Source organism: Pasteurellaceae bacterium RH1A (genome assembly GCA_012221805.1).
Taxonomy (GTDB): domain Bacteria; phylum Pseudomonadota; class Gammaproteobacteria; order Enterobacterales; family Pasteurellaceae; genus RH1A.
Map to the genome: position 1 here is coordinate 1,204,598 of CP015195.1, position 22,446 is coordinate 1,227,043.

General features: G+C 47.2%; 23 protein-coding genes. 20 read left to right on the top strand and 3 right to left on the bottom strand.

The window, feature by feature from the left end; all coding sequences use genetic code 11:
- Positions 1 to 40: 40 nt before the first annotated feature.
- From A4G20_05675 to A4G20_05740, 14 genes are all read left to right on the top strand, one after another.
- Entirely contained in the window at positions 41 to 2,614 is a 2,574-nt protein-coding gene (locus A4G20_05675) for a phage tail tape measure protein (GenBank protein ID QIW15856.1), read from the top strand.
- Positions 2,614 to 3,546, top strand: a complete 933-nt coding sequence (locus tag A4G20_05680; GenBank protein QIW15857.1) for a phage tail protein — start codon at positions 2,614 to 2,616, stop codon at positions 3,544 to 3,546. Before A4G20_05675 ends, A4G20_05680 begins: the two co-directional genes overlap by 1 nt.
- Positions 3,539 to 3,769, top strand: a complete 231-nt coding sequence (locus tag A4G20_05685; protein ID QIW15858.1) for a hypothetical protein — start codon at positions 3,539 to 3,541, stop codon at positions 3,767 to 3,769. Before A4G20_05680 ends, A4G20_05685 begins: the two co-directional genes overlap by 8 nt.
- The gene (locus tag A4G20_05690; protein ID QIW15859.1) at positions 3,766 to 4,824 is read left to right on the top strand and encodes a hypothetical protein; all 1,059 of its coding nucleotides are present in this window, start codon (positions 3,766 to 3,768) and stop codon (positions 4,822 to 4,824) included. Before A4G20_05685 ends, A4G20_05690 begins: the two co-directional genes overlap by 4 nt.
- Positions 4,799 to 5,380, top strand: a complete 582-nt coding sequence (locus tag A4G20_05695; protein QIW15860.1) for a phage baseplate protein — start codon at positions 4,799 to 4,801, stop codon at positions 5,378 to 5,380. The genes A4G20_05690 and A4G20_05695 overlap by 26 nt, the downstream gene beginning before the upstream one ends.
- Positions 5,381 to 5,460: 80 nt before the next feature.
- Positions 5,461 to 5,844, top strand: a complete 384-nt coding sequence (locus A4G20_05700; protein ID QIW15861.1) for a phage baseplate protein — start codon at positions 5,461 to 5,463, stop codon at positions 5,842 to 5,844.
- Positions 5,834 to 6,949, top strand: a complete 1,116-nt coding sequence (locus tag A4G20_05705; GenBank protein QIW15862.1) for a phage baseplate protein — start codon at positions 5,834 to 5,836, stop codon at positions 6,947 to 6,949. Before A4G20_05700 ends, A4G20_05705 begins: the two co-directional genes overlap by 11 nt.
- A complete protein-coding gene (locus tag A4G20_05710; protein QIW15863.1) occupies positions 6,942 to 7,511 on the top strand; it encodes a phage tail protein in 570 nt (189 codons plus the stop codon). The genes A4G20_05705 and A4G20_05710 overlap by 8 nt, the downstream gene beginning before the upstream one ends.
- 9 nt (positions 7,512 to 7,520) lie before the next feature.
- Positions 7,521 to 10,067: a hypothetical protein gene (locus tag A4G20_05715; GenBank protein ID QIW15864.1), complete on the top strand. Its 2,547-nt coding sequence runs from the start codon at positions 7,521 to 7,523 to the stop codon at positions 10,065 to 10,067.
- Between the two features lie 9 nt (positions 10,068 to 10,076).
- Entirely contained in the window at positions 10,077 to 10,700 is a 624-nt protein-coding gene (locus A4G20_05720; GenBank protein QIW15865.1) for a phage tail protein, read from the top strand.
- Positions 10,693 to 11,163: an enoyl-CoA hydratase gene (locus A4G20_05725; protein QIW15866.1), complete on the top strand. Its 471-nt coding sequence runs from the start codon at positions 10,693 to 10,695 to the stop codon at positions 11,161 to 11,163. The genes A4G20_05720 and A4G20_05725 overlap by 8 nt, the downstream gene beginning before the upstream one ends.
- Positions 11,164 to 11,299: 136 nt before the next feature.
- Positions 11,300 to 12,088, top strand: a complete 789-nt coding sequence (locus A4G20_05730; GenBank protein QIW15867.1) for a hypothetical protein — start codon at positions 11,300 to 11,302, stop codon at positions 12,086 to 12,088.
- 96 nt (positions 12,089 to 12,184) lie between these two features.
- Positions 12,185 to 12,748 carry a hypothetical protein gene (locus A4G20_05735; GenBank protein ID QIW15868.1) on the top strand — a complete coding sequence of 188 codons (564 nt, stop codon included), beginning with the start codon at positions 12,185 to 12,187 and terminating at the stop codon, positions 12,746 to 12,748.
- A 63-nt stretch (positions 12,749 to 12,811) separates the two neighbouring features.
- The gene (locus A4G20_05740; GenBank protein QIW15869.1) at positions 12,812 to 14,212 is read left to right on the top strand and encodes a hypothetical protein; all 1,401 of its coding nucleotides are present in this window, start codon (positions 12,812 to 12,814) and stop codon (positions 14,210 to 14,212) included.
- On the opposite strand, the gene A4G20_05745 is transcribed toward A4G20_05740, so the two are convergent.
- Together A4G20_05745 and A4G20_05750 are read right to left on the bottom strand one after the other, a co-directional pair.
- Complete coding sequence (locus A4G20_05745) at positions 14,209 to 14,838, bottom strand: heme ABC transporter ATP-binding protein CcmA (protein QIW15870.1); 630 nt, start codon at positions 14,836 to 14,838, stop codon at positions 14,209 to 14,211. The two genes, A4G20_05740 and A4G20_05745, sit on opposite strands and share 4 nt — an antisense overlap.
- On the bottom strand, positions 14,839 to 15,549 hold the full coding sequence (locus tag A4G20_05750) for a DnaA regulatory inactivator Hda (protein QIW16860.1): 711 nt from the start codon (positions 15,547 to 15,549) through the stop codon (positions 14,839 to 14,841). It abuts the gene before it with no gap.
- A 178-nt stretch (positions 15,550 to 15,727) separates the two neighbouring features.
- Between A4G20_05750 and A4G20_05755 the strand changes: the two genes are divergently transcribed.
- A complete protein-coding gene (locus A4G20_05755; protein ID QIW15871.1) occupies positions 15,728 to 16,771 on the top strand; it encodes a spermidine/putrescine ABC transporter substrate-binding protein in 1,044 nt (347 codons plus the stop codon).
- A gap of 69 nt (positions 16,772 to 16,840) precedes the next feature.
- Positions 16,841 to 17,824 (top strand): elongation factor P lysine(34) lysyltransferase, encoded by a 984-nt coding sequence (locus A4G20_05760; GenBank protein QIW15872.1) that lies wholly within the window; start codon positions 16,841 to 16,843, stop codon positions 17,822 to 17,824.
- On the opposite strand, the gene A4G20_05765 is transcribed toward A4G20_05760, so the two are convergent.
- Complete coding sequence (locus tag A4G20_05765; protein QIW15873.1) at positions 17,821 to 18,372, bottom strand: N-acetyl-anhydromuranmyl-L-alanine amidase; 552 nt, start codon at positions 18,370 to 18,372, stop codon at positions 17,821 to 17,823. The genes A4G20_05760 and A4G20_05765 overlap by 4 nt on opposite strands.
- A 58-nt stretch (positions 18,373 to 18,430) precedes the next feature.
- Here A4G20_05765 and A4G20_05770 point away from each other — a divergent pair, with 58 nt between their 5' ends.
- The 4 genes from A4G20_05770 to fbpC all read left to right on the top strand — a co-directional run bounded on the left by A4G20_05770 (position 18,431) and on the right by fbpC (position 22,315).
- A complete protein-coding gene (locus tag A4G20_05770; protein QIW15874.1) occupies positions 18,431 to 19,270 on the top strand; it encodes an rRNA methyltransferase in 840 nt (279 codons plus the stop codon).
- 50 nt (positions 19,271 to 19,320) lie between these two features.
- The gene (locus A4G20_05775; protein ID QIW15875.1) at positions 19,321 to 19,962 is read left to right on the top strand and encodes an orotate phosphoribosyltransferase; all 642 of its coding nucleotides are present in this window, start codon (positions 19,321 to 19,323) and stop codon (positions 19,960 to 19,962) included.
- A gap of 135 nt (positions 19,963 to 20,097) precedes the next feature.
- A complete protein-coding gene (locus tag A4G20_05780; GenBank protein ID QIW15876.1) occupies positions 20,098 to 21,183 on the top strand; it encodes a 5-methyltetrahydropteroyltriglutamate--homocysteine methyltransferase in 1,086 nt (361 codons plus the stop codon).
- Positions 21,184 to 21,265: 82 nt separating this feature from the next.
- On the top strand, positions 21,266 to 22,315 hold the full coding sequence (gene fbpC / locus A4G20_05785) for a ferric transporter ATP-binding subunit (GenBank protein ID QIW15877.1): 1,050 nt from the start codon (positions 21,266 to 21,268) through the stop codon (positions 22,313 to 22,315).
- Positions 22,316 to 22,446 lie beyond the last annotated feature (131 nt).

A 22,446-nucleotide genomic window follows, 5' to 3' on the forward strand; every position in this document is an offset into this window, starting at 1 on the left:
ACCCTCCCAATTTCCCGTTTTTTACCACAGGATATTTTAAATGGCAAGTGAATTAACAATAGGGCTGGTCATTGGCGCCAGTCTACGTGGATTTGGTGCTGCTTTTGGGCAAGCCACTAAAGCTGTTTCCCAGCTTAATACCCGTATTTCGATTGCCCAACGCCAACAAGAAAGACTGGGGCGTTCCCTTAGTCGTGCCCTCTCTGATCCTAATCGTAATGTAGGCCAACTTAGCCGCCGCTATCAACAGTTAGGCGAGGCTATTCGCCGGGCCGAGCAAAGCCAACGCCGTTTAAATCAAGCAATCACCTCTCAACAAACCCATACCGAAAAACGCCGTGCCCTACAGGGTCAAATGTTTGAAACGGGTATGCACGCCATGGCCTTTAGTCGCCCTTTGATTTCATCGGTCAAAACCTTTATGGATCAGGAAGAGGCCGCCAATAACCTCAAAATTGCCATGATGAGGGCAGATGGTTCTATCGGGGCCTTTGAGGAAATCGGCAAAATTGCCAGCCAGCTAGGCACGGACTTACCTGGCACCCAAAAGGACTTTTATAACCTAGCCCTTGCCCTGAAAAAGCAAGGGGTGTCAGATGACATCATCAAAAGAGGTGGCCTAGAAACCGCTGCCAAGCTGAATGTTTTACTGGATATGGATCAGTTTGAAGGGGGTGAGTTCCTGGCCAAATTTATGGAATCTCACGGCCTCAAAGAAAACGAGTTAGAAAAATCAGCAGACTACTTGCAACGAGCCATGTATGCCGCTGGCCTTAACAAGGCTCAAATGTATGAGTCCATGAAATATTACGCCCCTAAACTCAACTCCTTGGGCTTAACAGGGGCAGAAAATACCGAGCAAATCTTGGCCATTGAGGGTATGGCAGGCATGCGGGGGCTGGAAGGCTCTACCTTCGGTACAGGCCTCAATATGATGCTGACCCGCATGAATAAGGGGCCTGAAATGTTGCGACAAGCTAAAAAAGGCATGAAGGCAGAAGCGAGGGATATGCTTGACTCTGTTGGGGTTGAATTTAACTTTTGGGACAAGAAGGGCAAATTTAAGGGCATAGAAGGTATGCTCACAGAAATGGAGAAATTCGAGAAAATCCGGGCTAAATATGGCGATAAGGGGGTGGACTTAGTCGCTAATGAAATGTTTGGTATTGAAGGTGGCCGCCTTGCCGATATTCTTGCTCAAAAGGGGAAAAAGGGCTTGGAGGAAATGCTGACCAAAATGCGTGAGCAGGCCAGCCTCCAAGAGCGAATTGCCCAGAAAACTAAAACGCTAGGGGCTGCGCTTGAAGCCCTAGGGGGTGTTTGGGAGTCTGCGGTAGGGACTTTTGGTTCTGCCTTTGCAGATGACATCAAGGCCTTTGCCAAGGAAGCCCAAGGTTTTATTGAAAATGTGATGACCCCTTGGATTGAGAAAAATAAGGGGCTGATTAAAACCGTTGTTTCTGTGGTAGGTGGTTTCTTAGCCGCTAAAATCGGTATTTTGGGGGCAACTTATGCCGTTAATCTTTTCCTCAGTCCTTTTAAGGCGGTGGCGGTGGTTGGCTCAAAGGTTAATGCTGCCTTTAATATGCTCCGCCTTGCCCGCTTTGGTGGAGCGGCACGCAGTGTTGGTTTATTCGGAACCGCCTTAAAAGGCCTTGGTTCTGCTTTTGGCCTTGCAAAAACCGCCCTTGTTGGACTTGGCCGTGCTCTCCTGATGAACCCTATCGGCCTTGCGATAACAGGTATTGCACTAGGCGCTTATTACATCTGGGACAACTGGGCAACACTTGGCCCCATGTTTGCAAATTTATGGGCAAATGTGACCGCTTACTTCAATGTTTTTTGGTCTTGGGTACAAGGAGCTTGGGCAGGGGTTTCGAACTGGGTTACGACTGCATGGGCAGGAGTTTCAACCTACTTCGGTGAACTATGGGCAAGCATTGGCAATTTCTTTGATTCAGGCATTAGCAATATTTCTGCCAGCATTCTCAACTGGTCGCCTTTAGGCCTGTTTTTCCAAATTATGCAGCCTGTGATGAGCTGGTTTGGGTTAGATTTACCTACCAGCTTTAGCGAATTTGGCTCAAATTTGATTAACAGCTTGGTCGAGGGCATTAAGGCTGCATGGGAAACGGTTAAGGGCTTTGTATCAGGCATTGGTGATAGCATTAAAAATGCCTTTAGCTTTAATGATACTCAAAGCCATGCTGCCCAAATCAGTCAAACAGCCAATATGGCTGCTATGTCAGGCTTTTCCAATGGTGGTTTTACAGGCCAAGGGGGAAAATACGAGCCTGCGGGCATTGTGCATAAGGGTGAGTATGTGATGACAAAAGAAACCACCTCTCGTCTTGGAGTTAATGCCTTAAACAGCCTTAACTATGGTGGTGGCGATAGCCTGTTTGCAGATTATCAGCCTCTTAACCGCCAGCCCTCTCCACAAAGCCAAGCCACGGGCGGCATTGTGGTGCATTTTAGCCCCAATATCAGCCTAAACAGCAATGCCGGCCAAAGCGTGCGAGAGCAACTACAAGAAGCCCTCAAAATGGGCGCCTATGAATTTGAACAACTCTTTAACCGCATGATGGACGAGCGACAACGGAGGGCTTACTAATGGCTAACTATGCACTTTTAGGAACTATCGTTTTTGATCTCTTATCTGCGCCTGAAAGCCTTGATGAACGGCACGCTGCTAGCTTTGCCGAACATTCAGTGCTGTCAGGCAAACCCAAATTACAGGCCATGGGCATGGAGTTGGCAGAGCTTAACCTTAAGTTACAACTGCATCATCAACTTGCCCCAGTAGAGAGCCGCTATCAGGCCTTGTTAGCTGCCCAGGCCAGTCAAGAGCCTTTAGCTCTGGTCTTGGGTTTTTCCAAATTCAAGGGGCATTTTGTCATTACAGATGTCAGTAGCCAGGCCCTCTTTACCGATAGCCAGGGTAATGCCTTAGCCCGAGAGATCTCTTTAAGCCTGCGGGAATTTGCAGGCGATGTACAAAAGGGGCTTTGGGGTTCTGCCCTGTCCCTTGGGGGCAATTCGCCCCTGACCTCCATCATTCCCAAGGGTTTAAGTAATTTTGTGGAGCAGGCCACCCAAATGATCAGCCGTGGGGTCAAAATTGCCCGCCAGGCAAAGCAGGTCATTAGTGAGGTCAAAAGCACCTTGGCTGTGGTGAAAAACCTAAGAGATAATCCGCTTGCAGCCCTAAATGAGCTGGGTGCAGTCGTACAAAGCTTAGGTGGTTCAGTGGGTGGTTTGGCTGAAATGGCGGGACTGGGCGAGGCCTTTAAGGCTGTAACTGCCCATGTTAGTGGAGCCAGTGCCTTTATGGACGATTTAACCGCCCTTTCAAGCGAATTAAATAGTGCTTATAGCCTGTTTAAATCAGGTTTAAATGGCTCTGAAATGGGAGAATGGTTCGATTTGGGTGTGCAGGCCATTGACTCGGCCGAGGCCATTTCAGACACGCTTGCAAATTATTCGGCCAAATTAACCGCTTGGATTGCTGTTCGGCATGATACACAGGAGGACGTCAATGAGTGATGCGGTTATCTTACACCAAATCCAAGAGGGCGACCGCTGGGACAATTTGGCCTACCACTATTATGGCGACATTGGCCAAATGAACCGCCTGCTTAATGCCAACCCCCATATCCCCTTTTGTGAAATTTTGCCACAGGGTGAAACCTTGAAGGTGCCTGTGTTGGCGGTTAAAACCACCGATAACAGCGACCTTCCACCTTGGTTACAGGGAGGGGAAGAATGAAGGTACAAACCCCAGATTTTGAGCTCTTTTATGAGGCCAAGCAGATCACCCAATATATCAAGCCCAACCTCCTACGCTTGACCTATACCGACTATTTATCCGACCAGTCAGACGAATTACAGGTGGAGTTTGAGGATATTGAACAGAAATGGGTGGGCGCTTGGTTCCCTACTCAAGGCGATAAACTCAAGCTGCAATTAGGTTATCAAGGCGAACCGCTGGTGGATTTGGGCGGCTTTGAGCTGGATGAAATTGAGTGGAGCTACTCAGCGGGTACAGGTGGCTCCAAGGTAGCACTTAAGGCCTTAGGCACAGGGATTACCAAGTCCAACCGTACTCTTAAGCCCAAGGCCTATGAGAACACTAGCCTGGCGGAAATTGTGCGAACCGTGGCCAAGCGGCTTAAACTCAAGGTGACAGGCACAGTGGCCAATATCCCCATTGCACGGGTCACTCAATATCAGGAGCGGGATGTGGAATTTTTAACCCGCCTGGCCCATGAATACCATCACAGCTTTAAGATTGTGGGGCAAACCTTAGTCTTTACCTCTATGAAAAGCCTTGAAGACCGTTCGCCCGTGGCTACGATTGATTTTTCTGAAGTGAAATCTTTACGGCTGCGAGACCGCATTAAAAACGCAGTCGAAAAGGTGGAAGTGGTGGGCTTTAACACTCAGGCTAAAAAGCCTCTTAAGGCAGAAAGTAAGCGTAAGAGCAAACGCCCCAGCAAAAAGCAGGCCAAGGCCAGCACGGCCGATACATTGAAAGTAGTTACCCGAGGCGAGAGCCAGGCCCAAGTTGAGGCCCGAGCCCAGGCAGCCTTAGCGGAAAACGATGACCAACAGGCTGGGCAAGTTACGGTGATCGGCAATCCCAAACTGGTGGCAGGCAATACCATTTGGCTGACAGGACTCGGGATGTTTAGTGGCAAATACCTGATAAAACAGGCCCGCCATAACCTGGACAAGAACCAGGGCTACACCACGGATTTAGAGCTTAAAATGATTGAATTTAGTGAGGAAACCCCGAATGCGAAAACCGCTAGCCACCCATAATTTTATGGCAACCTATCAAGAGGGTATTGTTTCAAAGGTTGATCCAAGCACCCATAAAATCCGCTGCACCCTGCCAGCCCTAGAGGATTTAGAAACTGCCTGGCTGCCCTATTTAACCCCCAATGCAGGCGGCAACCAGTTTTACTGCCTGCCTGATGTAGGGGAGTTGGTGGCGATTTTGTTAGATGCTCAAGGTGAAAGCGGTTGCGTTTTGGGTACAATTTACAACAGTCAAGACCCAGTGCCTCTTGCAGACAGTGACATCTGGCTACACAAGTTTAAAAACGGCACGGAAATCAGCCACAACAGAAAAACAGGCGATGTGGTAGTCAAAACCAGTGGAACTGTGACCGTGACAGCGAACCAAGCCATAGTCAATGCCCCCACGCAAATTAATGGTGATACCACCATCAAGGGCAATCTCAATGCTAGCGGCAACATTGTTTCCGCCACGGAAGTTTCTGCACCAAGTGTCAAACAAGGTTCTGTTTCCTTGGGTAGTCACGTGCATTCAGGTGTGGAAACTGGAAATAAACGCTCTGGACCTCCTATGTAAATTTTTGGTCAAACTTGACCGCTTGTATTCTTTAAAGCAGTTTAAAAGCGGTCATTCCCTCCCCTTGCTATTCTTAATTTATGAATAGCGAAATCATTTTAAGACACACCCACTGGCAACTTTCTCCCCTGAATGAGGCTCAACCCATTCAAGGGGAGGATGATTTGCACCAGTGCATTGCCACCATATTAAGCACCCGTAAGGGCAGTGATGTGCTGCGTCCAACCTTTGGTTCTAGCCACTTCGACTACCTCGATCAACCCTTCGACATTGCTGTACCCAATATGGTGCGAGAGATTTTTATGGCACTTAGTCAGTGGGAAAAACGCATTGAGGTACAAGCCGTCAAGGTATCAGGCCTGGCTCCCCATTTTCATTTTGAGATTGTTTGGGTGGTAAAAGATGAGGTCGCTCGCCAAATTTACACCACCTATTTCAGCCAAGGGGCCAGCCATGCAAATTGAAAACCGCTTTGATCTAACTGTGGTCAGCGAAGATGTTAAGGCCATTTTAGCCGAGGCCATCTCTGACTATGAAGCCCGCACGGGCAAGGTTTTACAGCCAGCCCATATTGAACGGCTAATCATAAACACCTATGCCTACCGTGAATTATTGGTACGAAAAGGCATTAACGAAGCCTTTCGTCAAACCTTTCCGCAAACTGCAACGGGACTAGCCTTGGACTTATGTGGCGAACCGCTGGGCTGTTATCGCTTACAAGACAAACCCGCCCGCACAATTTTACGGTTTTCAGTTAAGGGTGAACACACTTCCATCGTTATTCCCAAAGGAACCCGGGTGGCAGTCAGTGATGAACTGGAATTTTTAACCCTAAACGATGATGTCATCACCCCGCTGATTGCCTATGTTGATATTGAAGCCGCCTGCAATAAGGTGGGCGAAATCGGCAACGGCTGGGAAGTGGGGCGGGTTAAAAGCCTCAAGAGCCGTTTGCAAACCAGCTCGACTGTTGAGGTAAAAAACATTGATGTTTCCAGTGGTGGGCTCAGTGAAGAAGCTGATGACGACTACCGCAAACGTATTTTGGCCGCCCCCGAGGCCTTTTCCACCTGTGGCTCCATTGCTGCTTATGACTACCATGTGCGAGCCGTCTCTCAAGCCATTGCTGATGTTAAGGTTACCAACCCCCGTGGCGGGCTGGTGCGGATTGCTGTGCTGACTAAAACCGGCTTGCCCGACAGCCGCTTGTTGTCGGATATTCGTGATCATATTAGCGGTGAAATCCGCCGACCACTTTGCGACAGTGTGGAGGTTATTTCTCCTACGCAACGTAATTACCGCATTGAGGCACGTTTAACCCTCTTGGAGGGCTACCGTGAAGACCTGGTCAAGGCTCAAGCACGAGATGCTCTGCAAAATTATCTGGCGGATAAAACCAAGGTGCTGGGCAAGGATATTGTGCCTTCTGCCATAATTGCCGCCTTACGAGTCGATGGCGTTTATGACGTGAACTTAATCCAGCCTGCGAAAACGGTGGTTGCCGAAAACGAATGGGCAAATTGCACGGCAATAGCGATTGAGGTCGAGGAGGTGCGTAACCATGGCTAAATTAGTTTATGCGGACATGATTGCTAACGACTCTAAATACAAGGCCTTGGCCGATTTAAGCCTCAAACTTCCCCAACTCAATATCGACAGCATTATGACTACCTTAGTCGAGCTCTTGGGCGATGAGTTTTTGCCCCTCTTGGCAGAAAAATGGAGTGTGACGGGTGATGATGGCTTGTTAATTGCTGATAGTGACAATACTAAGCGAAATCTGATTAAAAAAGCAGTAGAGCTACACCGCCACAAAGGGACACCATGGGCAGTCCGTGAGGTTTTGCGTCAGTTAGGCTTTGGCGAAATTGATCTAGATGAAGGATTGAAAAAGCGTGATTACTCCTCTCACACAGGCGTGGCTCAAATTCCTGCTGTGGAACGTTGGGCACATTATGCAGTGAGACTAAATCAACCCATTACCAACGACCAAGCCCTTAATATTCGTAAAATTCTGCGTGCCTTTGCCCCCGCTCGCTGCACGCTAGCGGTGCTGGACTATAAGGCAGCAGCTTTCCGCTACAACAATAAAATCCGCTATAACGGTATGTATAACTATGGCTCTGTTTAAGGACAATTTATGGCAAATTTAAACGAACAAGACAAATGGGAAAACCACATCTACCGCATTGAGGAAAACGACCCCGTAGTCGGTGGTGAAAATGGTATTACCAATAAACCAACTAAACAGTTGGCCAACCGTACTGTCTGGCTTAAAAAGGCCTTGGAGGCTTTAGGGCTAAAAGCTAAGCCTAAGAAAATCACAGCAACATCAACCAATAGCCAGGACAGCCTTGGACACACCCACGAAATTGCTAAAGCCAGCACCTCAGAAGCAGGCCTTGTGCAACTCTACTCTGGCACTGACAGCGAGGATGAAACCAAGGCAGCTACGCCAAAGGCCGTCAAAACCGCCCACGACTTAGCCAACAGTAAGTACACTGCCCAAGATGCTACCACTAGCCGTAAGGGGCTAACCCAGTTAGTAGATAACCTTACCACTGCCGACACGACCAAAGCTTTAACAGCCAAACAAGGTAAAGCACTCAACGATGGCAAACTTGGCAACAGTGGTAATCAAACACTTAGTAATGGTGTATTAAATCTCAGTCGAAACACATGGGAAAAACTCAGGGCAACAAACAATGATGGGTCGTTTTGGAGGTGGGAAACTGCTCCTGTATCAAGTGGCGAGAATGGGGCCAGATTTAATTTTGTCTTTACAGGCGCTGGCAATACAGGCGAGCTTGGCAGAATATCTTTCCCAAGGGTTGCTAAAGGAGAGATAGCCGCTTATCAATCATGGGTAACAACTGCTTTAGATGCCAAAGATAGCCTAAAAACCATCAACTATGCGAGTAATCAAAGTGATAACTATGCTCGCACTGGCTTTTATCGTGCTAATAATTTAGCGATGGGGGCACATCGTTTACCCAATATGGAAATCCATATTACCCATCCAGAAGCCAATGGCAACCACTACGCTAGAGGACTTGGTTTTACTTATGGACCTAATTTTGGTGTCCTTACCACTGCCTGGGATAAAGATGGTAATTACATGGGCTATAAAACTGTGCTAACAGAAGATAACGGTGTCATGCTAGCAGGTTCACAAACCATCAGCGGTACAAAAACTTTTGCTGGAGGGGTTAAAGTGACCCATAGTAGCAAGTCCGTATCTGCTACTTTTGGCATGAGTACAGGTGATGTTTATTTGCATAATCCAACATCAAATAAGCTGCTACAGCTCAAAGATAACGGCACACTATCTTACAGCAACGACAAAGTATTGTTGTATTCAGACCGTTCAGACGCCGTTAATCTTGACCGTACAGATAAGCTTGCTACATCTAAGGCGGTCAAGTTGGTTAATGACAATGCCAACACCCGGGTGGCTAAGGCGGATATATCCCATCTCACTAACGGTACGTCCAAAGTCAAGGTGTCCAGCGAATTTGCTTTAGGAAATGTGGCTAAAAATACCCTGCCCATCGGCTCTATTGTGGCCTTTCCTTCGGCCATTCGCAATCCGAGCGGTTTTTTAAAGGCTAACGGGACAAGCTTTAATGCCCAGACTTACCCTGACCTCTATACTGCGCTTGGTAACAGCAATCAACTACCAGACCTGACCCGGTCAGATGTCGGTCAAGTGGCTTATTTTGCGGTGGATAATATCCCTGACGGCTGGATTGCCTTTGATGATATCGCTACTCAAGTAACGCAATCTACTTATCCAGACTTGTATGCTCATCTGATTGCAAAATATGGTGCCATAAGTGCCGTACCTAAAATGGCTGACCGCTTTGTGCGTAATGCAGGACAAGGATTAGTGGTTGGCGATACGCAGAAAGGGACATTGGTTGTCTCCGACTCCGTTGATGCAACAACATCTTTAAGTTTGGCCATAAAAAATGTGTTGCCTACATATAAGCAGACAGGAGATAGCCTAGGAGCAGATATTGTTGATGTGCCAGCAGATTACCCTAATGCAATAACAGTCTGGGTGGGTGGATCAGTTGGTAGAGGAGACGCAGATAGATACTCATCAAACCCGGGTAGAGATGGACATTTTGCTGGAGTAGCACGCCCTAAGGCTATTGCACTTAAAGCCGCTATTAAAGCCAAACCGCAATTTGCGGATGTGCAATTTTGGATTAAAGCCTATGGCGAGGTCATCAATACAGGACAGCTTGACGCAAGTAAATTAGCACAGGATTTACACAATAAAGCCAATCTCAATCATACCCATACTGTAAGCGATATTGCAGATTTTGGGCAGGGGGTGGCTGACCAGTTTAGCTATCACAAAATAGGTAATTTTGAGGTGCGTAAATATCCTGATGGGACAATGATTCAGACTTACCGTTTTGTCCCGCCAAATGGTTATTCAACTGCCCGACACCTTGCGGATGCTAACTTTAATTGGGCAGTCTCATTTATAGAGACTCCCAAGATATTTACCCAGCTAATGCGCTCCAACCCGACCGAATTAAGCTCTATTGACAATTTTATTATGGTGAATATTTCTAAGTGCACAGGCTCAAAAGTATTCTTTGATGCTTACGAAGATCACTATGATAAAGGCAAGTTTGCTGTGGATTTTATGGCCATTGGCCGCTGGAAATAGGAGTCTCAAATGACAATGTATTACAAAGACGGTTTTTACCCAACCGACCAAGCTCCAGAAGGAGCTGTTGAGTTAGACGAACAAACTTACATTGCCCTACTAGAGGGCCAAAGCCAAGGTCTGCAAATTATCAGCAATGAACAAGGATATCCAATTTTAATTGATCCAAAACCTAGCCCCTACCACGAGTTGCAAGGCACAGATTGGGTCATTAACCCCGAAAAACAAGCGGCTCATCAAGCCCAAAAATTTGCAAAAATCCGAGAAGACATCAACCGTTTGCGGGACGAAAAAATCAACGGCGGGGTATGGGTTGAGGCCGTAGGCAAGTGGATAGACACCGATGCTACGGCCGAACGTAATATCCTGTCGGTCAAGGCCACTTTTGACCTGATGGGCGACAAGGTGGAGGCTATTGCTTGGACTTGTGCGGATAACTCCATCTTAATGTTAGGTAAGGCTGAACTGATGGCCATCTGGCAAACCCTTATGCAGGCCAAGACCGGTAACCACGCCAACGCCCTCAAGCACAAGGCAGCCTTGGATGAGGCCGAAAACCCGGAGGACTATGACTATAGTACAGGTTGGACGCAAACTTATGCGGAGTTTTTAGAGGAGAGCAGCAATGTATAAAGTTTATCTTGCTCTTTATAAGGGGCGAGCTACAAACTGGCAAGAGCGTTTGGAAGATTGGCTAATTAGAAAACTCACCAAAGGCCAATACAGTCACTGCGAGTTAGCTATCTATAAGTATGATATTCGTGACCATTATTACAAAGAGGAGTGGTATGAGTGCTACTCATCCAGCCCTCGAGATGGTGGTGTACGTTGCAAAAATATCCACGTTTCAGACCTCTCTAAATGGGATTTAATTGAGTTACCTCACGTAACCGAGGCACAAATCAAAGCCTATTTTGAGCAAACCAAGGGGCAGAAATATGATTGGTGGGGTGTGTTGGGTATAGTGTTTGGCATTAAGCAAAAGAGAACCAAGTATTTTTGTTCTGAATGGTGCTTTAATGCCATTCAGAATAGTGATGAGGGTTGGCGATTTAGCCCAAATCAGTTGGCCGTAATTTTCAAAAAAGGAGTTTGATGATGGGAAAAGCAAGGCATAATTTTAACAGACAGACAGACAGACAGACAGACAGACAGACAGACAGACAGACAGACAGACAGACAGCATAGCCCGATTTAAACAGGCCCCGCTACCCTTTACAGGTCAAAAGCGGATGTTTCTTAAGCACGTAACACAAGTTTTACATGAGAATATCACAGGAGATGGCAAAGGCTGGACGATTATTGATGTATTTGGCGGAAGCGGACTACTTGCCCATACCGCAAAACGTGAAAAGCCCTTGGCACGAGTGATTTACAATGACTTTGATGGCTACGCCAAACGGTTAAAACACATCAAAGACACCAATAAACTGCGCCAAGAAATCTTCAAAATTGTTGATGGAACAGTACAAAAAAATAAGCGAATGAGCAAGGAGTTAAAGGCTGAAATCATTAGTAAAATTAATGAGCTTAAGGGCTATAAAGATCTAAACTGTCTGGCTTCTTGGCTCTTGTTTTCAGGCCAGCAAGTGGCCACCTTAGACGACCTCTTCAGCCACGATTTTTGGCACTGCGTACGCCAAAGTGATTACCCTGAGGCCACGGGCTATCTTGATGGCATTGAGGTTATAAGCGAGTCCTTCCATACTTTGTTGCCTAGATTCAGCGACAGAGACAAGGTCTTACTATTGCTTGACCCACCTTATCTTTGCACAAGACAGGAGAGCTATAAGCAGGCGACTTACTTCGATTTAATCGACTTCTTGCGATTGATTGACTTGACTAAGCCTCCTTATATGTTCTTTAGTTCGACTAAAAGTGAGTTCATTCGCTTCATTCATTATATGGTTGAGAGCAAGAGGGAGGGCTGGCAAAATTTTGAGGGAGCGGAGCGAATTGTGGTAAATGCCTCGGCTAGTTATTCAGGCAAGTATGAGGATAATTTGGTGTATAAGTTTTAGGTAATTTAAAAGCCCTTTAAAGTGGATTTAAAGGGCTTTGTCTTGCCATTAAAACAGCGAAAATTGCATCTAGCAAAACATTCGCAGTTTTAATGTTTGCGTTTCGCAGTTTTTTTGGCACGCTACAATGGGCAAAAAGTGGGTGATCTCTATTTCGTTAATCAGGCCTACTCTTCTTATACTCAATTTGCACCAATTGATACAAGTGAAAATGCCCCATGGTATTCAGGTAATGATTTTGTATTGATTGCACCTGATGCCTCAGCTAAGGCCATCCAAGATAAAATCATCGCAACTTATAGAGGCAAATCATTAGATTACAACTCTCCTGGTGATGATCAGCAAGGTGTTGTGACGACATCCGATTTTAGTTTAACCGCAGACTTTGCCAATAATACAGTAGAAGGCCGCATAACAAACCGTCAAAATGGCCGGCATGATATTGTCTTAGAAAAAGCGGGGATTACACCATCTGTATCAGTCTATGGCTTTACTATTCCGCATTACGGTTTTACAGGTGTAGCTAAAACAAAAAGAAAAAGCGGTGGTGAGCGTGTAGGTTCTTATGTGGGGCTTTTTGCAGGGCCTAATGCGGAAGAAGTAGTTGGATCGGTTGATGGTGTCGGAGGTGGTGTAACCTTCGGTGGTAAACGTGATTAGCCCTATTTAAACAGACTTTCAAAGGACACTGCAAGGTGTCCTTTTCCACTTTACATAAAACCTATGAAAAAACACCTTTTACTTCTCCTATTCCCAGCCACCGCCTTGGCCTTGCCTAAATTGGATATTAAACCTGCTGAGCCAACGCTGCCCAGCCCGCAAGCGGTGCAAATTTCCCCAAATCTTGCAAAGTCTGAAAAACTGACCTTGAGCGAAGAACTAAGGGCTAACCCTGAGCTAACCCGCCAGATGATTAACCGAGCCATCGACAGCCAGCAATTTGAGCTGTTGCCTGAATTACTGCGGATTTATGAGCAAACACCCCAGCCTGATAAGGTCTTAATTGACTATGCCAAGGGCATTATTTTGAGCCAGCAAGGGGAGTTGGACCAGGCCATTAGGCTCTACCGTGGCATTATTGCTCAATACCCCAATTTTCAGCCCGTCCGCCTGCGTTTGGCCCAGTTTCTCTTTGCCGATCAGCAAAATGAAGCGGCGCTGGATCAGTTTCGTAAGCTACAAGCGGAGCCACTGCCGCCAGAAATTGCAAATAGGGTAGATCAATATTTGGCTGCCCTGATTGCCCGTAGCAGTTGGCACTTTAATTTCGGCCTGACCTATGTGCGGGAAAATAATGTCAATAATGCCTCTAAGGCCCGCTACATTTACCTGGGCAATGTGCCCTTTGAAAAGAACTCCGAGTCCCTGCCCCAAAAGGCTAATGGCTTGAGCTATCATTTTAATTTAGCCCGAAGTTTCAATCTCTTAGGTTCGCATTATTTACATGTTGAAAATCAGTTCAGCGGCAAATCCTACTGGGACAATCACGCCTTTGACGACCAGCAAAACCGTACCAGCCTGGGCTATCAGTTCCAAAATGCCCAAAGCCGCCTGGCCCTCTTGCCCTTTTATGAAATGCGTTGGTATGGCAACCACCGTTATAACCGTGGTTACGGCTTACGGGTAGAAGCTGAACATTGGCTAAGTCCCCGCTGGCAAGTTTCCTTGGCGGGCGAAGTGGGGCAGCTCAAATATCGGGCGGGAAATACCGCTCTGAATGGCACAAACGGGTTGGTTTCTGCCACACTCTTGCATGCCTTTAATGCTAAATCTTATCTCTATGGTGGGGTGGATTTCCTGCGGGATTTAACCCAAGATCGGAGGCTGGCCTCCAAGCGTTACAGCGGTCGGCTGGGCTGGAGCCAGGAATGGTGGTGGGGGATCTCCAGCCGTATGCAGGTCAGCTACGGCAAGCGGAAGTTTGACCAAAAACACGCCCTCTTCAACCGCTTGCGTCAGGACAGAGAATTAGATGTCAGCCTAACTCTCTGGCACAGAAATCTGCATTTTTGGGGGATTACACCAAAACTGACTTACAGCTACCGCCGTGTGAATTCTAATTTGCCAGATCTCTATGGCTATGATCGCAAGCGGTTTTATGTGAGTTTTGAGCGATCCTTTTAGGAGATCTTAAACTGATCCAAAGACAAACTTTTAACTTTCTCACTTTCCGCTGCCTGGTGGCTGGTGAAAATCACCATGCCGCCTGCTTGGCAGTGAGCTTCAATATGGCTAATCAGCTTGGCCACGCCAGCCTTATCAATGGCGGTAAAGGGTTCGTCTAAAATCCATAAGGTTGCCTTGGTTAGCCATAATTTGGCTAGGGCCACACGGCGTTGTTGGCCAGCGGAGAGGTGGGAGCAGGGCAGATCTTCCCGCCCGATGAGGGAGACTTTTTCTAGGGCATTCCACAAATCATCATCGCTCAAGGGCAGGCCTTGGATTTTTTGGTAGAAGCGCAGGTTTTCCCAGGGAGTGAGTTCGGGTTTGACGCCAGCCTGATGGCCTAGGTAGAAAAGTTGATCGTAGTAATTATCACGCTGTTTGCTGATGGCTTTGCCATTCCATTCCACCTGTCCTTCAGCAGGTTGGGCTAGGCCAGCTAAAATGCGGAGCAGGCTGGTTTTGCCGATGCCATTATGGCCTTCAATTTGGACCCAATCGCCGGTTTGTAGGGTAAAGTTGCAGCCTTCAAATAAACGGTTTTCGCCCCGTTCGCAGGCCAGATTGACTAAGGAAAGTTGGTTCATTTATAGCCCTAAAATTTCTTTAACAAAGGGAACGGTCAGCTTGCGTTGTGCCTGCAAGGAAGCCCTGTCCAGTTTATCCAGTTTTTGAGAGAGAATGTGCAGATCGGGCGGAAAGCGTTTAAGCAAGAAGTTGGCCACTTCATCAGACAGCTCCAGCCCCCGATTTTTGGCATTGCCTTGTAGGATAATCCGCATTTGTTCCTCTTTTAGCTCGCCCAAGAGGTAAACCTCACCCCAGCTTAGGCGGGAGCGTAGGTCGGGCAGTTTGACCGCCAGCTTATGAGGCGGGCAGTCGCTGCTAATGAGCAGGAGGGTTTTTTTGCCCGTGTGGAAGAGGTTTTGCTGCTCCCGAATTTGGTTGAAGAGGTTGAAGATGGCAAGCTCCCATTCTTCATTGCCGGCCACGGCCTGAATATCATCTAGGCAGACCACATCTAATTGATCGGCATTGTCTAGTACAAGCGGGGAAAAATAGCGGGATTTTTGCAAGGGAATGTAGCTAGACTGGCGGTTTTGCAGGAGAAAATGGTTGCTGACCGCCTTGAGCAGGTGGCTCTTGCCGCTGCTTTTATTGCCCCAAATATAGAAGAAGGGTTGCTGAACCTCGGCAAAATTTTGACGCAGCGAATTCAACAGCACCAGGCTGTTTTCTGCATAAAAATTGTCGAAGGTTTCATCTTCAATTTGATGAATGGGCAGTGGTAATTGCAAAATCAGGCTAACTCTCAAGAACATTAGGCAAAGAATAGCCCAAAATGGCAAAAATTTCATTAAAAATTAGATAAAATCCTTGCAAAATCTAGGGGGTAACTTAGAATGCCGATGTCTTTTGACACTTCGACCTTGGTCGAAAACTTCTTTTTAATCACTTTCTTTTAGGAGAAACTAAATGAAAAAATGGGCTGTTGCTTTAACAGGTGTGGCAATGTTAGTGGCTGCAAATGTGGCAAACGCAAAAGAGGACACGGTTCATCTTTATACTTGGACTGAATATGTACCTGAAGGCTTGTTAGATGAATTCACTAAACAAACGGGTATTAAAGTAGAAGTTTCAAGCCTTGAATCTAACGAAACCATGTACGCTAAACTCAAGCTACAAGGTAAAGACGGCGGTTACGATGTGATTGCCCCAAGTAACTACTTTGTGTCAAAAATGGCGCGTGAAGGCATGTTAAAAGAACTCGATCACAGCAAATTACCTGTGATTGCAGACCTTAACCAAGACTGGTTATCCAAACCTTACGACAAGGGCAATAAATATTCTCTGCCACAATTATTGGGTGCGCCGGGGATTGCCTTTAACAAAGATACCTACAAGGGCGAAGATTTCACTGCTTGGGGTGACTTATGGAAGCCTGAGTTCAAGGGTAAGGTGCAACTCTTAGACGATGCCCGTGAAGTGTTTAACATCGCCTTACTTAAATTAGGCCAAGATCCAAACACTAAAGATCCTGCGGTAATTAAAGCAGCTTATGAAGAGTTATTGAAATTACGTCCAAACGTGCTTTCCTTCAACTCTGATAACCCAGCAAACTCCTTCATTTCAGGTGAAACCGATGTGGGCCAATTATGGAACGGCTCTGTGCGTATTGCCAAGAAAGAAGGTGCGGCCATTGATATGGTCTTCCCGAAAGAAGGCCCGGTATTATGGGTGGACACCTTGGCCATTCCAGCCAACGCTAAAAACCCAGACGGTGCGCATAAGCTCATCAATTACCTCTTAAGTGCCCCAGTGTCTGAAAAATTGACGCTTGAAATCGGCTACCCGACTTCAAATATGAAGGCGCTTGAGTTGTTACCGAAAGAGATCACCGAAGATCCAGCCATCTACCCAACTGCTGAAGTGCTCCAAAACAGCCAATGGCAGGACGATGTAGGTGATGCGATTGAGCTTTACGAGCAATACTACCAAAGATTAAAAGCAGCTAACTAAGTTGCATGAGAATATAGGGCTGTTGATGAAAATCGACAGCCTTCTTTTTTGAACAAGCGGTCTAAATACATGAATAATTTGCAAATCGACAGCCCAGACTGGAAACCCTCTGCCCCCATTGCCAACCTAATCAAACGGGCCAAAATCTTGGCCAATATCCGCCAGTTCTTTACCGACCGAGGCTTGCTGGAAGTGGAAACGCCAGTCTTGAGTGAATTTTCGGTAACAGATGTGCATCTTTCAACTTTCAACACCCAATTCCTTTCGCCCTTTGAAAATGAGGCCAAAACCCTGCACCTGATGACCAGCCCTGAATACCACATGAAGCGTTTGCTGGCGGCCAACAGCGGGGCCATTTTTCAGATCTGTAAGGTTTTTCGTAACGAAGAATCGGGCAGACGCCACAATCCTGAATTTACCATGTTAGAGTGGTATCGGCCGCATTTTGATATGTATCGCCTGATTAACGAGGTGGACGATCTCCTGCAAGAAATTTTAGACTGTGAACCAGCCGAGTCTTACTCCTATCAATTTGTTTTCCAAACCTATGTAGGATTAGACCCACTTTCGGCCAGCAAGGCCCAATTGGTTGAAAAAGCCCGTCAAGAGGGCCTGCAATGTGAAGATGATGAAGAGCGGGATACCCTCTTGCAATTCCTCTTTAACCAAGTGGTGGAACCTAAAATCGGCCAGGACAGGCCAACAGCCGTTTATCATTTCCCCTCCACCCAGGCAGCCCTGGCTCAAATTAGTTCAGAAGATCACCGAGTGGCCGAGCGTTTTGAGTTCTACTACAAGGGTCTAGAGCTGGCCAACGGCTTCCACGAATTAAGCGACCCGCAGGAACAAATGCGCCGCTTCAACCAAGACAACTACCAACGAGAAGCCATGGGCCTACCGCCTCAGGACATTGACCACCGTTTCCTAGCTGCCTTAAAAGCTGGCATTCCCAACTGTTCAGGCGTGGCCTTGGGGCTTGATCGCTTGTTGATGGTGGCCATGGGTGTGGAGAATATTGAGGAGGTGATTTCTTTTGGGGTAGAGAGGGCTTAAATTAAACCCCGATAATAATCCCACTCAAAATACTGCCCTGGGTCGATCTTGCGTTCTGGGGCAATTTCATTATGACCGGCAATTCTTTCCAAGGTGATTTGCGGATAGGCCTGCATGATTGCTCGGGTTAAACTGGCTAGGGCCTGATACTGTTCTTCGGTAAAGCATTGATTGTTAGAACCTTCCAACTCAATGCCGATGGAAAATTCATTGCATTTTTCTCTTCCTTCAAAGCAGGAAAGGCCAGCATGCCAGGCCATGTCTTCAAAATTGACGTATTGGGTGACTTGGCCACAGCGTTTAATCAAGCAGTGGGCGGAGACCCGCAAGTCCTTTATTTCCTCAAAATAAGGGTGGGCACTTGGATCCAGCTTGCCCTGGAAAAAATCATCAATAAAATCGCCCCCAAATTCCTCGGGTGGCAGGCTGATATAGTGAATGACCAGCAGCGAAATATCTTGCTTATCTGGCCTTTGCGAAAAATGCGGGGAAAGGACCCGCTTGCAGGCCTTCAACCAGCCATTTTCAATCTCAAATTCGTTTTTCATTCCATTTCCTTGATGGTTTGCGGTAGAATGTGGCTATTTTAGCTCAAAGAGAAATCCAATGCTTAGTTATCGTCACAGTTTTCACGCAGGCAACCACGCCGATGTTCTTAAACACCTGGTCTTAACCCTGATCTTGACCTCCCTCAAACAAAAAGATAAGGGCTTTTTCTACCTCGACACCCATTCAGGTGTGGGGCGTTACAGCCTGCACAGTTTTGAGGCGGAGAAAACCAGCGAGTACATCGAAGGCATCGCCCGCCTTTGGGAACGTGACGATCTGCCCGAAGAAGTGGCCCTCTATCTCAAGGAAATCAAAAAAATCAACCGAGGCAAATTGCGTTACTACGCAGGCTCCCCCCTGCTTGCCGTGCAACAACTGCGGGAGCAAGACCGAGCCCTATTAACCGAACTCCACCCCAGCGATTATCCTTTATTACGCCAAGAATTTAGCAAAACCCCTAATGTGGTAACCAAACGTGAAAATGGCTACCAACAACTCAAAGCCGCCCTGCCACCCAAGGAAAAACGGGGCCTGGTGCTGATTGACCCGCCTTATGAACTCAAAGAAGATTATGAATTGGTGGTCAAGGCCATCCAAGAGGGCTACAAACGCTTTGCCACAGGCGTTTATGCCATTTGGTATCCGGTGGTGCTACGCCAGCATAGCAAACGAATTGTTCGAGGCTTGCAGGAAACCGGCATCCGCAAAATCCTCCAAATCGAACTAGCCGTCCGCCCCGATTCCGACCAACGTGGTATGACTGCCAGCGGCATGATTGTGATTAACCCTCCTTGGCAGCTAGAAAGCCAGATGAAAAAGGTACTGCCTTATTTGGTGGATGTGCTTGTGCCAGAGGGGACAGGTTCTTGGACGGTGGAGTGGATTACGCCTGAGTAAGACCTGCAAGTGGTTCAAAATTTCTAAAAATTCACAAAAAAGGAAAAACAATGCAAACCTACAAACACGCCTTTATCGAATTTGCCCTCAGCCGTAATGTGTTGAAGTTTGGCGAATTTACCCTCAAATCTGGCCGCATTAGCCCCTATTTCTTTAACGCCGGCCTCTTTAACACCGGCCGAGATTTGGCCAAATTGGGCGAGTACTATGCCCAGGCCATTCAGGCTGCCAAGCTAGACTATGATGTCCTTTTCGGCCCAGCCTATAAGGGGATTCCTATTGCAACAACCGTTGCCGTGGCGCTTGCCAACCAATTCGATGTGGACAAACCTTGTTGCTTTAACCGTAAGGAAGCCAAGGATCATGGTGAGGGCGGAAACCTGATCGGCAGCCCACTCAAGGGCAAGATCCTCTTGGTGGACGATGTGATTACCGCCGGCACCGCCATTCGGGAGTCTATGGAGCTAATTAAGGCCAACCAAGCCCAGCTAACTGGCGTGATGATTGCCCTTAATCGCAAGGAAAAGGGCAAGGGGGACTTATCCGCCATTCAAGAAGTTGAGCGAGACTACGGCTGCCAGGTCTTTTCTATTATTGATTTTGATGATTTAGTGCAATTTATCGAACAATCGGAACAATACGCCCCATTTTTGCCGAAGATGCGGGAGTATAGAGAGAAGTATGGGGTGTAACTTTTCGCTCCCCCTGCTTGCGGGGGAGCTGCCGAAGGCTGAGGGGGCTAATCCCCCTCCGTCACTTCGTGACCCCTCCCCCGCAAGCGGGTGGAGGGAAATATACAGAATAAACAATAAAAAATAGGAGCATTCATGTCTAAAAACCTACCCTTCCACGCAGACACTGTGGGATCTTACTTAAGAAGCGATGCTTGGAAACAAGCCCATGCAGACTACAAAGCGGGCAAAATTTCCCTCGAAGTTCGTGATGAAATTGTTGAAGCCGAAGTTGAAAAGCTGGTACAAGCCCAGTTAGATGCCGGCATTCAAGTGGTGACAGATGGCGAATACCACCGCTCTTGGTGGCATATCGACTTCCTTGAAAACCTCAATGGGATTGAAGGCTATGTGCCAGAAAAGGCCTATGCCTTCAAGGGTGTAGAAGTCCGCCCATATAACACCCGCTGCTGTGGCAAGGTGTCTTGGAACCCTAATCACCCCTTCATTGAACACTTCAAAAAATTCAATAAGATTGTAAACGGCCGGGCCGTGGCTAAATTCACCATCCCAAGCCCTAACCAACTTATGTACCCAGTCCAATGGGATCACGGCATTTATGCGACTCGTGAAGAATTTGCCAAAGACGTGCAAGAGGCCTACAAGCAAGCCATCAAGGCCTTCTATGAAGCCGGCTGTCGCTATCTGCAAATTGATGATGTCTATTGGGGCTCGCTCTGTAACAACTTCCAGCAACCGACTTTTGAAGCCGACAAGGCTCAGGCCGTGGCCAACATTCAAGCCATTCTTGCTGACAAGCCAGCGGATATGATCATCACCACCCACGTTTGCCGAGGCAACTACAAGTCCTCCTACCTCCTAACAGGGGCTTACGATCCAGTGGCAGACGGCCTCTTTGGTCAAACCAACTATGACGGCTACTTCTTAGAATACGATGATGAGCGTTCAGGTGGTTTCGAGCCGCTTAAGCACTTCGCCAACAACAAAGGTAGAGTAGTGCTAGGCCTCATCAGCTCCAAGTTCCCAGAATTGGAAGACAAGGAAGCCATCAAGGCCCGTATTCAAGAGGCTGCCAAATATGTACCACTTGAGCAACTTTGCCTCAGTCCACAATGTGGCTTCGCCTCCACCGAGGAAGGCAACGTGATGACCGAAGCACAGCAATGGGCCAAGGTTAGACACGTTGAAGAAATCGCTCGTGAGGTTTGGGGCGAGGATTAAGATTTAGGGCCTGTCTCAAAGAGGACAGGCCCTTTTTATGAGTAAAATAATATCTCTAAAATTAGCCGCATTTCTCGTCTAAATGGAACAAACAGACTTTTTAGTATTAAAAAATGTGACCAAATCATTTGGTAAGGCAACCGTGATTGATAACCTTAACCTGTCTATCAAAAAAGGCACCATGGTGACCCTTTTAGGCCCTTCAGGCTGTGGGAAAACCACGGTATTGAGATTGGTTGCAGGCCTAGAAAACCCGACCTCGGGGCAGATTTTTATTGATGGGGAAGAGGTTACCCATAGTGCTATTCAGCAGCGGGATATTTGCATTGTTTTTCAATCTTATGCCCTCTTTCCACATATGTCGATTGGCGATAATGTAGGCTATGGTTTGAAAATGCAAGGCGTGCCTAAAGCAGAACGTTTGCAGCGTGTTAAAGAAGCCCTTGAGTTGGTGGACTTAGCAGGCTTTGAAGATCGCTTTGTGGATCAAATTTCAGGTGGCCAGCAGCAGCGTGTGGCCCTTGCCAGAGCCCTAATTTTAAAACCCAAGGTGCTCTTATTTGATGAGCCACTCAGTAACCTTGATGCGAACTTGCGCCGTGCCATGCGGGAAAAGATTCGGGAGTTACAGCAGCGTTTAAATATTACCTCCCTCTACGTCACCCACGATCAATCGGAAGCCTTTGCGGTGTCTGATGAGGTTATCGTGATGGATAAGGGGGTAATTAAGCAAAAAGACACGGCTAAAATGCTGTATTTACAGCCTAATTCCCTGTTCTTGGCCAATTTTATGGGGGAATCGACCATTTTAGAGGCTGTCCGTCAGGATGATCAGATCCAAATCGGCGATTACACCTTTACTCTCAAAGATGCCCAGCGTTTTAATGTGCCAAATGGTGCTTGTTTGGTGGGTGTCCGCCCAGAAGCGGTAGAACTGCATGCAGAAGGCCAGCCAAATCAACATTGTGAGATCAAGCAGGCCGTTTATATGGGGGCTTATTGGGAGATTATTGTGCTTTGGCAGGGCAGGGAGGTGATGGTAAACCTTAATCCAACTGATTATGATAGCGAGCAAAAAGATTACTATATTAAACTCAAGGAAAAAGGTATATTCTTGCTGAATAAAGCCTAAAGCCTTATGCTTTAATTTTAATAGGGTGGGCCTGGCCCACCTTCATCTTTATTTAGGTTAAATAAGATAAGAGGTAGACAATGACAAATCCTATTCGACTCACCCAATACAGCCACGGGGCGGGCTGCGGC